This window comes from Bacillus sp. SIMBA_031, from assembly GCF_046535225.1.
GTDB classification, from domain to species: domain Bacteria; phylum Bacillota; class Bacilli; order Bacillales; family Bacillaceae; genus Bacillus; species Bacillus velezensis.
In genome coordinates this window covers 18941-31815 of record NZ_JAWRXC010000012.1, presented here as the reverse complement: position 1 = coordinate 31815, position 12875 = coordinate 18941, and the positions used below count along the sequence as shown (strand labels likewise).

The window sequence follows — 12875 nt, the reverse complement described above, 5'->3', positions numbered from 1 at the left end:
TCATAGTTTGGACAAAAGACATGGGTTGTCATTCAATGGCTTCATAAATCGTTTTTATGACGCTGCCGTAGCTTCCGGTGGGGAAAAGATCCCCTTCAAAAACATTCGGGTTTTCACCGGGACTGACGACGGGGGAATGCTTTTTATTGGTCAAAAGTGCGATCCCCAGCTTATAAGCGGGATCAATAATCGTGACGGTGCCGGTCCATCCTGTATGGCCATATGCCTGCCTGCTTGCATAAGGGCCGAACATCCACTCCATATCCGGGCTGCCGTTTTTCCGCCAGCCGAGAGCGAAAGTCGGATCAGAGGATGCCGCCGTTGTGAACAAATCGGCCGTTCTTTTATTGAAGAGAGAAACGTGTTTATAACTGCCTCCGTTCAGCATGACTTGAAGAAGGACGGCCATGTCATCAGCCCTGGAAAACAGCCCGGCGTGACCGGACACCCCTCCCATGGAGTAAAATGCTTTTTCATCGTGAACTTCCCCCTGCAGCGTATACGTCCTGATGTGAGGGAAATGGATGACTCCGTCACGTGTGTTGCCTAAACGTTCAGTAGCTGCGAATGCTTTTTCTTTAAAGCCTTTTTGCAGCGGGTTGAACAGTGTGTGCGTCAGTTTCAGCGGTTTGTACAGTTCTTGTTCCGCATAGGCATCAAGGGTTTTTCCGGTTATGCTTTCAATGATGCAACCGAGAAGCATGTAACCGATATCGCTGTATACGTGTTTTGTTCCCGGTTTGTATTCAAGCGGGATTTGGGTGAGAAAACGGATCGTTTTATCCCGTTCTTGTGAATATAAAGGGCCTGCGGTGTCCGGCTGATAGAAATAAAAGCTTGCCGGCAGACCGGATTGATGCTGGAGCACATCGATGACGCGAATGCGGTCTTTTTCTTGAATCGGATCGCTTTTTCTGTCTTTGAAATCAGGAAGGTAAGCCGAGACTTTTTGATACACATCAAGCTTTCCCTGGCTGACGAGTCGCTGTAATGCAAAATTCGCCGCGTACATTTTTGTATTGGAAGCTAGATCAAACATGGTTGATGTTTTCATTTTTTTCGGACGGGATAAAAGGATGTTCCCGTCATATTTTTTGCTGTAGCCGTATGCTTTCTTTTTGATCACCCGTCCGTCCTTTACGACGACAAGGACGGCTCCGGGGAATCCTGCTGCGATGTCTTTTTCAATCATTTGATCAACCTTTCTGAGCTTTGCTGCGTCGTATAATTTGGATTGGGCTTCGGCTTTGTGCTGCGGCAGGAAAGAGAGGCTGATGACCATTGTGAGTATGGCGGCTGTCAGTGTTTTCATATTCTGATCCCTCCCGGTTTATTCAAATTCAGCAGCCATATCATCCTTAAATCCGAACGCATAAGTGAAGACAAAGCCCGCCGCGTAAGAGATGAAGAGACCGATGATATACAAAACGATTTGAGCCGGCTGTACGAGAAACGAGAGCGGAAGGCCGGAGACACCGATTGAAAAAGTAGCCACCTGAAAATGGGCTTGAAAGGCGCCGCCGATTCCCGCCCCTAAACACGCCGTCAAAAACGGCCGGCCGAGCGGGAGTGTGACGCCGAAGATGAGCGGCTCTCCGATTCCGAGCAGACCGGATGGAAGTCCGCCGCCGATCGCTCTTTTCAATGAGGCTTTTTTTGTTTTCATAAAGATGGCGAAGGCCGCCCCTACTTGACCCGCGCCTCCCATCGCGAGAATCGGAAGAAGCGGGTCATCTCCAATTGATCGGATTAATTCCAAATGTACGGGAGTCAAGCCCTGATGCAGGCCGGTGACGACAAGCGGCAGGAAGGCGGCTCCCAGTACAAACCCTGAGAGCACTCCCCTGACATTCAGCAGCGACAATAAACCGGATGTAATCAGATCAGAAATAAAACCGCCTGCAGGGATAAAAACGACATATGTCACCAGCCCGGTGATAAGTAAAGACAAGGTAGGCGTGACGATAATGTCGATGGATTGATGGACGTACTTTCTGATAAACCGTTCGGTATAAGCGATAAAAACCGCAGCGAAAAGAACACCGATTAATCCTCCCCTGCCAGGGAGCAGATTCTCTCCGAACAAACTGATATTGGCGATCTCAGGGTTAAGGATCAATATGCCCGCAAGGCCGCCCATCGCGGGAGTCCCGCCGAATTCCTTCGCCGTGTTGATGCCGACAAGGACGCCGAGGTAAGTGAATAAGCCTGAACCGATAACCGTTAAAATAAGTGCGATTTGGGATTCTTTCGGGAGCCAGCCGGCCTGAATGACGGCTTTCGTAATACCGGTGATTAAACCTGATGCAATGAGTGCGGGAATAAGGGGAATGAAGATGCTTGATATTTTTCTCAGAAACAGTGTGATGGGTGTGGTGTTTTTTCTGTTGAGATCGGCTTTTTTTCGTGAGGCGGCTTCTTTTAAATCAATGTTTTTTCGGGATGACATAAGTTTTGCGAAAGCGTCGGCGACATGATTGACGACACCCGTGCCAAGGATGATCTGCAGTGTTTCGGCTTCGACGACGCCTATTACCCCGTCCAGCCGTTTCAGCGTTTCAATATCCGTTTTGTCCTGATCTAAAGGTGTAATCCTCAGGCGTGTCATACAGTGGGTAAAGCCTGAGATATTCGATGAACCGCCGCAATTGTCCAGAATATCTTTGGCCAGTGACTGATAAAATGCCTCTTTGCTCATGGAGATCCTCCTTTTTCCGTACGATTTTTCCCGGGGAGCTGTGGCTGAAACGCGTCCTAAAAGCGCCTGCGCCGATCATGAAAACGGCGCGGGCTCGTAAAAGCACATTATTTTTCACCAAAGAACGATCAGCGTTCTTTTTCTTTTGAAAGGTGCTGTTCAATGGCTTTATCAATGAAGCCGTCTGATTCTTTGAGCAGTGCCTTTGCGTGTGTTTCGTCCGAATTCGTCTTCAGCATGACGATTGCCGTTTTGACATGGCTGCCTGCGGCCTCAAGCGTTTCTTTTGCCTTGTCGTACGGAACGCCCGTGATGCTTTGGATAATGCCGATTGCGCGTTCTTTCAATTTTTCGTTGCTGACATGAACGTCCACCATTAAATTTTCGTACACTTTGCCGCTTTTGATCATCACGGCCGTGGAAATCATGTTCAGAATCATTTTATGTGCCGTCGCCGCTTTCATTCGTGTTGACCCTGTAATCACTTCGGGTCCGACGACGACTTCAATGCTGTGATCGGCATAAGTGCTGATCAATGAGTGTTTATTGCATGTGAGCGCGACGGTTTTGGCGCCGATTGTTTTTGCGTATTTCAGCGCACCGGCCGCATACGGCGTGCGCCCGCTTGCCGCGATGGCGATCACGGTGTCTTCTGCGGTAAGCCCGATTGTTTTGAGATCGAGAGCGCCGGTTTCCTCGCTGTCTTCTATACCTTCAGCCGCTTGCAAAAAGGCGTCTGCTCCTCCGGCCATCAGACCGATGACGGTGTCGGGACTTACGCTGTATGTAGGCGGGCATTCAACCGCATCCAGTACACCGAGTCTGCCGCTTGTGCCCGCTCCCGCATAAATCAGCCTGCCGTTTCGCCGTAAGGACTGATGGGCGAATTGAACGGCAATCTGAATATCGGGCAGCACCTGCTGAACGGCTTCAGCCACTTTGAAATCCTCTTGGTTAATGATGCGGAGAATTTCCATCGTGTCTGCTTGATGGATTGAAGCGGTCTGCGGATTTCTGGTTTCTGTGGTCAATCTGTGAATGTTAAGCCGGTCTGTCATGATTGTACCCTCCCAAGTCGTTAATACTTGAAGTATATGGGCTTCTGAATATATGTTTCAAGAAAAATCGGCAGGGATGAGATAAATAATCAAGCGCTTTCACAAAAAATGATGCAGAATGTGCTGTTCGCCGATGGGGCCGATCGTGCGACGACCTTTATCAATAAAACCGGAAGACCGGTACAGGTTCTTTGCACGATGATTGCGATGGTTTACAGCAAGCACGATTTCATCACACCAAGGAAAGTAATTTGCGACAAAAGCGGGGAGCTGCAGCATCGCTTGTTTGGCATAACCTTTTCCCTGATGCGGCGCATGTAAGGACAGCGCACTCAGCAAAATGGCAGACACATTGTTCGAATACGGGGCAATGGTTTCTTTTGAGGTATGTAAAATGAAAAAACCGACGGGGCGGTCTTCTTTTAAAATGACTGTCGGGTAGCGATCCCGGATGACGAGAGCCTGCGGCAGGACATCTATCGGCAGAGCTGTGAACTTTTTATCTTCTTCACTCAGCACAAACCCGTTCAGCCCGTCTGCATGCTCCGGTTTATAAAAGGACAGGGCTACACCCATGATATCTACTCTCCTTTTTTATAATTGATCCAATTCATCTTCTGATAGAACACGGCAGCCTGCCCGTTTTAAAAGAGCGGAAGTGATGCCGTCTCCGATTATTTTTTTTCCTGAGAAAGTGCCGTCATAGATAAAGCTGCTGCCGCAGGACGGACTGTTTTCTTTAAGGATGACCGTTGCGGCGCCTATTTCTTTTGCGTATGCTAACGTTTTTTCCGCGCCGTCCATATATAAAGCCGTAACGTCTTCGCCTGATGCCGTTACGATTCTTGCTGTTCCGTTCAGCACGTCTTCGCCCGTACCGCCGATGATTTCCGCCGGTTCGCGGGGAGTGGTGAAGCCGCCCAAAAGTTCGGGGCAGACCATAACAGCTTTCTTTTCTTCTACGAGTCTGCGGATTTTTTCCGAAGCGGCGTGAGAGCCGTTATACCTGCATTCGATACCGCCGAGACAAGAGCTGACTAAGATCATCTGTGTCCATTCCCTTCAATATTTTGATACTTTCATCATAAATGAAATAAGAGAGGAGGGATGAGTTTTTCAGTTAAAAAACGGGTAAAAAAGTTTGAAAATAAAAAAAATAATTTTTCTCTTTACAAATGGGGTACAACCTGTATATAATAACTTTTGTCAGCTCGACGCGGACACAACGGCCCGTTGGTCAAGCGGTTAAGACACCGCCCTTTCACGGCGGTAACACGGGTTCGAATCCCGTACGGGTCATATGGAGGATTAGCTCAGCTGGGAGAGCATCTGCCTTACAAGCAGAGGGTCGGCGGTTCGAGCCCGTCATCCTCCACCATATTTGCCGGCCTAGCTCAATTGGTAGAGCAACTGACTTGTAATCAGTAGGTTGGGGGTTCAAGTCCTCTGGCCGGCACTGTTTTCCAAAAAAATACGGAGGGGTAGCGAAGTGGCTAAACGCGGCGGACTGTAAATCCGCTCCCTCAGGGTTCGGCAGTTCGAATCTGCCCCCCTCCACCATTTTTGGGCTATAGCCAAGCGGTAAGGCAACGGACTTTGACTCCGTCATGCGTTGGTTCGAATCCAGCTAGCCCAGTCTCAGACACCTTTTGCATAAAGGTGTCTTTTTTTTATCAGCATTTTGTTTCAATTTATGATTGTTCATCAGATATACTATTTTTAAGCTGCTGTTAAGGCAGTATATTCTGTATTTTCCATCTACACCCTGCCTGAAATTTGGTAAAATAAATGTAATAAAAAAATGAAACCTTTTAAAACAATCAACGTATAGATACAGACCGGTGAAGGGCAGAGGTAAGATAAAACATGGAAAACCTGATTAAAAAAAGAATCAAGCAAGTCAAAAAAGGCGATCAAAATGCGTTTGCAGAAATCGTTGACCTTTATAAAGATAAGATTTACCAGCTTTGCTACCGCATGCTCGGCAATGTTCACGAAGCGGAAGATATTGCGCAGGAAGCTTTTATCAGAGCGTATGTCAATATCGACAGTTTCGATATCAACAGAAAGTTCTCAACGTGGCTTTACAGAATTGCGACCAACCTGACCATTGACCGAATCCGCAAGAAAAAGCCTGATTACTATCTGGACGCAGAAGTAGCGGGAGCAGAAGGGCTGACGATGTATTCGCAGATCGCCGCGGACGGGGTTCTCCCTGAAGACGCCGTATTGTCATTGGAGCTGTCGGACACAATTCAGAAAAAGATTTTAAAGCTGCCTGACAAGTACAGAACGGTTATTGTATTAAAGTATATTGACGAACTCTCTTTAATTGAAATCGGGGAGATTCTGAATATCCCTGTCGGCACCGTCAAGACAAGGATACACAGAGGCAGAGAGGCTCTTAGAAAACAATTGAGGGATCTTTAAGTGGGGTGATGAAATGAGCTGTCCTGAACAGATCGTGCAGCTTATGCATAAGCATCTTGATGGAGATATCCTTCCTGAAGATGAAAACGTATTAAAACAACATTTGCAGTCATGCGGGAATTGCAAACGGCATTTTCATGAAATGGAGAAATCCGTAGCACTCGTCCGAAGCACATCGCATGTCACGGCCCCTGCTGATTTTACTGCCAAAGTTATGGCGAATCTTCCAAAAGAGAAAAAACGCGCTTCTGTAAAACGATGGATCAAAACTCATCCGATGATTGCAGCCGCAGCGGTTTTTGTGATTTTAATGGGCGGCGGTTTTTTCAACAGCTGGCATAATGACCACAATTTCAGTGTGTCCAAACAGCCGAACCTTGTCGTGCAGAATCACACGGTCACCGTCCCTGAAGGCGAGACCGTAAAGGGCGATGTCACAGTAAAAAACGGCAAGCTGTTCATTGAAGGAAAAGTTGACGGCAATGTGACTGTCGTCAACGGAGAAAAATACATGGCCTCAGCCGGACAAGTCACCGGGCAGATTGAAGAGATTAACCAATTGTTTGACTGGGTCTGGTACGAACTGAAATCGGCGGGCCAGGGCGTCGTGAGCGCTTTGGACCCGAATGAAGATGAGTAAAGCGTATAATCGCTTTACTCTTTTTTTGTGCATCGCCGCTCTGGCTCATTTCACTTGAGAAATCAAAATGTGGTATAATGAGCACGCTATATGATGTACATATTGCTCATGCAGCACAATTCATAACAGAAAAACGAAATGACTGAATTCTTGGAGGACGAGGAAATGGCTTTTGAGGACATCCCATTTTTGCAATACCTCGGCAATGCCGTTGATATTCTCCTTGTTTGGTATGTGATATATAAATTAATCATGGTCATACGCGGGACGAAGGCGGTTCAGCTTTTAAAAGGAATCGTCGTCATCGTATTGGTCCGGATGGCCAGTTCATATTTGGGACTCAGCACGCTTCAGTGGCTGATGGACCAAGCGATAACATGGGGATTTTTAGCGATCATCATTATATTCCAGCCTGAGCTGAGACGGGCGCTTGAACAGCTCGGACGGGGCCGGTTCTTTTCCAGGAGCGGAACCCCCGTGGAGGAAGCGCAGCATAAGACAATTGAAGCGATTACAAAATCGATCAGCTACATGGCGAAACGCCGCATCGGCGCACTCATCGCGATTGAGCGCGATACGGGAATGGGCGATTATATTGAGACGGGCATCCCGCTTAATGCGCAGGTCAGCTCGGAGCTTTTGATTAATATCTTCATCCCGAATACACCGCTGCATGATGGAGCGGTCATTATGAAAAATAACGAGATTGCGGCGGCTGCCTGTTATCTGCCGCTTTCTGAAAGCCCGTTTATTTCAAAGGAGCTGGGGACGCGTCACAGAGCGGCTGTCGGCATCAGTGAAGTGACGGACAGCTTAACCATTATTGTATCTGAAGAGACGGGCGCCATCAGTGTGGCCAAAAACGGAGACCTTCACAGAGAATTGACGGAAGAAGCACTGAAAGAAATGCTTGAAGCCGAGTTTAAGAAGAACGCCAGAGATACTTCTTCTAACCGCTGGTACTGGAGGGGCAAGAAAAATGGATAAATTCTTAAACAACCGCTGGGCTGTAAAGATCATTGCATTGCTCTTTGCGCTGCTGCTTTACGTTGCGGTTAACAACAACCAGGCGCCGACTCCGAAAAAGCCGGGGGAATCCTTTTTTCCGACATCAACGACTGACGAGGCTACGCTTACTGATATTCCTGTAAAAGCATACTATGATGAAGCGAACTATGTCGTCACCGGCGTGCCCCAGACCGTAAATGTCACGATTAAAGGCTCGACAAGCGCGGTGAAAAAGGCGAGACAGACGAAGAATTTTGAGATATACGCCGATATGAATAAGCTGAAGACCGGGACTCATAAGGTCGAATTGAAGGCGAAAAACGTATCGGACGGACTGACGGTCTCCATTAACCCGTCAGTCACGACGGTTACGATTCAGGAAAAAACGGCTGAGAGTTTTCCCGTGGAAGTTGAATACTACAATAAAAGCAAAATGAAAAAGGGATATACCCCTCAGCAGCCGATTATCAGCCCGAAAAACGTGCAGATTACAGGTTCGAAAAATGTGATTGATAACATTTCACTTGTCAAAGCATCCGTGAACCTTGAAAATGCAAATGAGACCATTGAAAAGGAAGTGAAAGTGACCGTCTATGACAAAGACGGCAACGCACTTCCTGTTGATGTTGAACCGTCAGTCATTAAAGTGACGGTTCCCGTAGCCAGTCCGAGCAAAAAGCTTCCTTTCAAAATCGAAAGGAAGGGAAGTCTTCCGGACGGGGTGAGCGTTGCGAGCATTGACTCGAATCCGAGTGAGGTGACGGTTTACGGCCCGCAGGATGTGCTGGATTCACTTGAATTTATTGACGGCGTATCTCTTGATTTAGGCAAAATTGATAAAGATACCGATATCCATGCCGATATCCCGCTTCCTAAGGGTGTCACTAAGGTATCACCGGAAAAAATCACGCTTCATGTCAAAGTGGACAGTGAAGACAAAAAGGATTTTGACAATGTCGGAATCAAGACGGTCGGACTGGGAGGCTCACAGCAGATTGAGTTTCTCGATCCTGAATCGCAGGCGATAAATATTACGGCCAAAGGCTCTCCCGCCAACATTAAGGCGCTGAAAAAGTCGGACATTGAACTGTATGCCAATGTCTCGGACCTGGATGACGGAGAGCACTCTGTAAAGCTTGAAGTAAACGGCCCGCAAAACGTCACATGGTCCCTGTCAAAAGACACGGTTAAGATCAAGCTGACTTCTAAGAAAAACACAAGTTCAAATAAAAATAACGGCGGCTCCTCTGATTCCGGCAATAAGAACGGCACAAGCGGAGACGCAGACAAAGACAAGAACAAGAACCGGGAAGACGACACTGACAGCGATCAGAATAAAAGTCAAAACCAGGATCAAAATCAAGATCAGGATGAAGACGGATCAAGCGCTGATTCTTCTTCAACAGAATGAAAAAGGAGCGATACAAAATGGGCAAGTATTTTGGAACAGATGGTGTAAGAGGTGTTGCCAACAGCGAGCTTACGCCAGAGCTGGCCTTTAAAGTTGGGCGTTTTGGCGGTTATGTCCTGACCAAAGATAAGCAGCGCCCGAAAGTGCTGATCGGCCGTGATACACGTATCTCCGGACATATGCTGGAGGGAGCCCTTGTCGCCGGACTTTTATCGATCGGAGCTGAAGTGATGCGCCTCGGCGTTATTTCTACGCCGGGGGTATCCTATTTAACGAAAGCCATGGATGCTGAGGCGGGCGTCATGATCTCCGCTTCTCACAACCCCGTACAGGATAACGGAATTAAATTTTTCGGAGGGGACGGCTTTAAGCTTTCTGATGAGCAGGAGGCCGAGATTGAACGTCTCATGGATGAACCGGAAGATAAGCTGCCGAGACCGACAGGCGCGGACCTTGGGCTTGTGAACGATTATTTTGAAGGCGTTCAAAAGTATCTGCAATTTTTAAAGCAGACGGCGGACGAAGATTTCACAGGCATTCATGTAGCGCTTGACTGCGCCCATGGTGCGACATCTTCCATTGCGACGCACCTTTTTGCCGATCTCGATGCTGACGTGTCTACAATGGGGACGTCTCCGAACGGATTAAACATTAATGATGGCGTCGGTTCTACACACCCGGAAGCGCTGAGTGCTTTCGTCAAAGAAAAAAACGCCGATATCGGCCTTGCGTTTGACGGCGACGGCGACCGCCTCATTGCCGTTGATGAAAAAGGAAACATCGTCGACGGTGATCAGATTATGTACATATGCGCGAAGTATTTGAAATCAGAAGGTCGTCTGAAGGATGATACCGTCGTATCGACCGTGATGAGCAACCTTGGTTTCTACAAAGCGCTTGAAAAAGAAGAAATCAAAAGCGTTCAAACGGCAGTCGGCGACCGCTATGTCGTAGAAGCGATGAAAAAAGACGGCTATAATGTCGGTGGCGAGCAGTCAGGGCACCTTATTTTCCTTGATTACAACACTACCGGCGACGGTCTCTTGTCCGCGATCATGCTTGTGAATACGCTGAAGGCGTCCGGCAAAACCCTTTCAGAACTTGCGGATGAAATGAAAAAATTCCCGCAGCTATTAGTGAATGTGAAAGTGACGGATAAATATAAGGTAGAAGAAAACGCTAAGGTGAAGGCCGTTATTTCTGAAGTGGAAAAAGAAATGAACGGAGACGGCCGGATTTTAGTTCGCCCGTCAGGCACCGAACCGCTCGTCCGCGTGATGGCCGAAGCGAGAACAAAAGAGCTTTGTGACGAATATGTCACAAAAATCGTGGATGTCGTGCGGACAGAAATGGGAGCGGAGTAGCGAAGTTTATAAGCAGAGAGCGAACAAGACAAGTGCGATCAGCATAAAATGATAGTAAACATGATGCCGGGGCGGCAAAAAATAATTGACCGTCCTTGGCACATGCTGTAAAATCAAGCTTGTTCAGCCTTTGTTTTTCACTTGCAGGAAAGGCGGGATTGTTTGCATCTTTTATAATTACAGCGCCCGAACTAAGCGCCCGAAAAACGGCTTAGTTGACGAGGATGGAGGTTATCGAATTTTCGGCGGATGCCTCCCGGCTGATTCATTTAGATCACAGCCGTAAGGATTTCTTCAAACCGGAGGGGCGACTCTCCGAACAAAGAGAAATCACATGATCTTCCAAAAAAACATGTGGGAGGGGACGATTGAAAGTCCCCTTGTAATTTGACTTTCTTCGTCTCCTTTTGCACCTTTAGGAGGAAGAAAATATGTGTGGAATTGTAGGTTATATCGGTCAGCTTGATGCGAAAGAGATTTTGTTAAAAGGATTAGAGAAGCTTGAGTACCGCGGTTATGACTCTGCAGGTATCGCTGTGGCGAATGAGCAGGGCGTGCATGTGTACAAAGAAAAAGGCCGCATCGCCGACCTTCGTGAAGTGGTGGATCACACGGTTGAATCTCAAGCGGGAATCGGCCATACACGCTGGGCGACTCACGGCGAACCAAGCTTCCTGAACGCTCACCCGCATCAAAGCGCACTCGGCCGCTTTACACTTGTTCACAACGGTGTGATCGAGAACTATGTTCAGCTGAAGCGCGAATATCTTGAAAACGTTGAACTGAAAAGCGACACGGACACTGAAGTAGTCGTTCAAATGATCGAGCAATTTGTGGCGGGAGGACTTAGCACAGAAGAAGCGTTCCGCAAAACACTGACTCTGTTAAAAGGCTCTTACGCAATTGCATTATTTGACGGTGAAAACACAGACACCATTTACGTTGCAAAAAACAAAAGCCCTCTGTTAATCGGTCTTGGAGATACGTTTAACGTCGTGGCATCTGACGCGATGGCTATGCTTCAAGTAACGAATGAATACGTTGAGCTTTTGGACAAAGAAATGGTGATCGTGACAAAAGACGAAGCCGTGATTAAAAACCTTGACGGTGAAGTCATGACACGTGCGTCTTATATCGCTGAGCTTGACGCCAGTGATATCGAAAAAGGCACATACCCTCACTACATGTTAAAAGAAACGGATGAGCAGCCGCTTGTTATGCGCAAAATCATCCAAACGTATCAGGACGAAAACGGCAGACTGGCCGTAGCCGGCGATGTCGCTGACGCCGTGGCGGAAGCGGACCGCATTTATATCGTGGCTTGCGGAACGAGCTACCATGCCGGTCTTGTCGGGAAACAATATATTGAAATGTGGGCAAACGTACCGGTTGAAGTGCATGTAGCGAGTGAATTCTCTTACAACATGCCGCTTCTGTCTAAGAAGCCGCTCTTTATCTTCCTTTCTCAAAGCGGAGAAACAGCGGACAGCCGCGCTGTGCTTGTTCAAGTCAAAGCGCTGGGTCACAAAGCGCTGACGATTACAAACGTTCCGGGATCAACGCTTTCCCGTGAAGCGGATTACACATTGCTTCTGCACGCAGGTCCTGAGATCGCTGTTGCATCAACAAAAGCGTATACGGCTCAGATTGCCGTGCTTGCGATCGTTGCGTCTGTTGCAGCAGAACGCAATGGCGTTGATATCGGTTTTGATTTGGTCAAAGAATTAGGTATTGCGGCAAACGCCATGGAAGCCCTCTGCGACCAGAAGGACGAAATGGAAATGATCGCACGTGAGTACCTGACTGTTTCAAGAAACGCTTTCTTCATCGGCCGCGGCCTTGACTACTTCGTGTGTGTCGAAGGCGCCCTGAAGCTGAAAGAGATTTCTTACATCCAGGCGGAAGGCTTCGCCGGCGGCGAGCTGAAGCATGGAACAATCGCTCTGATTGAAGAAGGAACACCGGTCTTTGCACTGGCGACACAAGAACACGTCAACCTGAGCATCCGCGGAAACGTGAAGGAAGTCGCAGCCCGCGGCGCCAACACTTGCATCATCTCGCTGAAAGGCTTAGAAGACGCAGACGACAGATTCATCCTGCCGGAAGTCAATCCTGCGCTTGCTCCGCTGGTTTCTGTTGTGCCATTGCAGCTGATCGCTTACTATGCGGCACTGCACCGCGGCTGTGACGTTGATAAACCGCGCAACCTTGCGAAGAGTGTGACTGTGGAATAATATATTTAACCCCTTTGGTTATTAGCCAGAGG

The 12875-nt window shown here is 48.0% G+C and carries 11 protein-coding genes and 5 tRNA genes; 11 read left to right on the top strand and 5 right to left on the bottom strand.

Going from position 1 to position 12875, the window contains the following annotated elements; all coding sequences use genetic code 11:
* Positions 1-28: 28 nt before the first annotated feature.
* From pbp4b to SB724_RS18725, 5 genes are all read right to left on the bottom strand, one after another.
* Complete coding sequence (pbp4b, locus tag SB724_RS18745; RefSeq protein WP_265973579.1) at positions 29-1312, bottom strand: penicillin binding protein PBP4B; 1284 nt, start codon at positions 1310-1312, stop codon at positions 29-31.
* Positions 1313-1330: 18 nt separating this feature from the next.
* Complete coding sequence (locus tag SB724_RS18740; RefSeq protein WP_410572278.1) at positions 1331-2698, bottom strand: PTS transporter subunit EIIC; 1368 nt, start codon at positions 2696-2698, stop codon at positions 1331-1333.
* 128 nt (positions 2699-2826) lie between these two features.
* Complete coding sequence (murQ, locus tag SB724_RS18735) at positions 2827-3756, bottom strand: N-acetylmuramic acid 6-phosphate etherase (RefSeq protein WP_224181510.1); 930 nt, start codon at positions 3754-3756, stop codon at positions 2827-2829.
* A gap of 99 nt (positions 3757-3855) precedes the next feature.
* Positions 3856-4332 carry a GNAT family N-acetyltransferase gene (locus SB724_RS18730; protein ID WP_265973576.1) on the bottom strand — a complete coding sequence of 159 codons (477 nt, stop codon included), beginning with the start codon at positions 4330-4332 and terminating at the stop codon, positions 3856-3858.
* Positions 4333-4350: 18 nt separating this feature from the next.
* Positions 4351-4803, bottom strand: a complete 453-nt coding sequence (locus SB724_RS18725) for a 2-thiouracil desulfurase family protein (protein WP_007408014.1) — start codon at positions 4801-4803, stop codon at positions 4351-4353.
* 180 nt (positions 4804-4983) lie between these two features.
* On the opposite strand from SB724_RS18725, the gene SB724_RS18720 reads away from it, so the two are divergent.
* The 11 genes from SB724_RS18720 to glmS all read left to right on the top strand — a co-directional run bounded on the left by SB724_RS18720 (position 4984) and on the right by glmS (position 12843).
* A tRNA-Glu gene (locus SB724_RS18720) sits at positions 4984-5055 on the top strand.
* 3 nt (positions 5056-5058) lie between these two features.
* Positions 5059-5134, top strand: a tRNA-Val gene (locus SB724_RS18715).
* Positions 5135-5139: 5 nt separating this feature from the next.
* Positions 5140-5212 (top strand) — tRNA-Thr (locus tag SB724_RS18710).
* Between the two features lie 19 nt (positions 5213-5231).
* Positions 5232-5316: transfer RNA gene (locus SB724_RS18705), tRNA-Tyr, on the top strand.
* Between the two features lie 4 nt (positions 5317-5320).
* Positions 5321-5392 (top strand) — tRNA-Gln (locus SB724_RS18700).
* A gap of 230 nt (positions 5393-5622) precedes the next feature.
* Positions 5623-6186, top strand: a complete 564-nt coding sequence (gene sigW, locus SB724_RS18695) for an RNA polymerase sigma factor SigW (RefSeq protein ID WP_003156766.1) — start codon at positions 5623-5625, stop codon at positions 6184-6186.
* Between the two features lie 13 nt (positions 6187-6199).
* Complete coding sequence (gene rsiW / locus SB724_RS18690; protein WP_003156765.1) at positions 6200-6826, top strand: anti-sigma-W factor RsiW; 627 nt, start codon at positions 6200-6202, stop codon at positions 6824-6826.
* Between the two features lie 165 nt (positions 6827-6991).
* Complete coding sequence (cdaA, locus tag SB724_RS18685; RefSeq protein WP_003156763.1) at positions 6992-7813, top strand: diadenylate cyclase CdaA; 822 nt, start codon at positions 6992-6994, stop codon at positions 7811-7813.
* Positions 7806-9245 (top strand): CdaA regulatory protein CdaR, encoded by a 1440-nt coding sequence (gene cdaR, locus SB724_RS18680; protein WP_410572275.1) that lies wholly within the window; start codon positions 7806-7808, stop codon positions 9243-9245. Before cdaA ends, cdaR begins: the two co-directional genes overlap by 8 nt.
* Positions 9246-9262: 17 nt before the next feature.
* The gene (gene glmM, locus SB724_RS18675; RefSeq protein ID WP_007408011.1) at positions 9263-10609 is read left to right on the top strand and encodes a phosphoglucosamine mutase; all 1347 of its coding nucleotides are present in this window, start codon (positions 9263-9265) and stop codon (positions 10607-10609) included.
* A 431-nt stretch (positions 10610-11040) separates the two neighbouring features.
* Positions 11041-12843 carry a glutamine--fructose-6-phosphate transaminase (isomerizing) gene (glmS, locus tag SB724_RS18670; protein WP_007609074.1) on the top strand — a complete coding sequence of 601 codons (1803 nt, stop codon included), beginning with the start codon at positions 11041-11043 and terminating at the stop codon, positions 12841-12843.
* Positions 12844-12875: the final 32 nt, after the last annotated feature.

Bases quoted from the DNA above. Each gene is read 5' to 3' on its own strand.
- SB724_RS18725 (WP_007408014.1), bottom strand. From the start codon at position 4,803: ATGATCTTAGTCAGCTCTTGTCTCGGCGGTATCGAATGCAGGTATAAC.
- rsiW (WP_003156765.1), top strand. From the start codon at position 6,200: ATGAGCTGTCCTGAACAGATCGTGCAGCTTATGCATAAGCATCTTGAT.
- glmM (WP_007408011.1), top strand. From the start codon at position 9,263: ATGGGCAAGTATTTTGGAACAGATGGTGTAAGAGGTGTTGCCAACAGC.
- cdaA (WP_003156763.1), top strand. From the start codon at position 6,992: ATGGCTTTTGAGGACATCCCATTTTTGCAATACCTCGGCAATGCCGTT.
- pbp4b (WP_265973579.1), bottom strand. From the start codon at position 1,312: ATGAAAACACTGACAGCCGCCATACTCACAATGGTCATCAGCCTCTCT.
- murQ (WP_224181510.1), bottom strand. From the start codon at position 3,756: ATGACAGACCGGCTTAACATTCACAGATTGACCACAGAAACCAGAAAT.
- sigW (WP_003156766.1), top strand. From the start codon at position 5,623: ATGGAAAACCTGATTAAAAAAAGAATCAAGCAAGTCAAAAAAGGCGAT.
- cdaR (WP_410572275.1), top strand. From the start codon at position 7,806: ATGGATAAATTCTTAAACAACCGCTGGGCTGTAAAGATCATTGCATTG.
- SB724_RS18740 (WP_410572278.1), bottom strand. From the start codon at position 2,698: ATGAGCAAAGAGGCATTTTATCAGTCACTGGCCAAAGATATTCTGGAC.
- SB724_RS18730 (WP_265973576.1), bottom strand. From the start codon at position 4,332: ATGGGTGTAGCCCTGTCCTTTTATAAACCGGAGCATGCAGACGGGCTG.
- glmS (WP_007609074.1), top strand. From the start codon at position 11,041: ATGTGTGGAATTGTAGGTTATATCGGTCAGCTTGATGCGAAAGAGATT.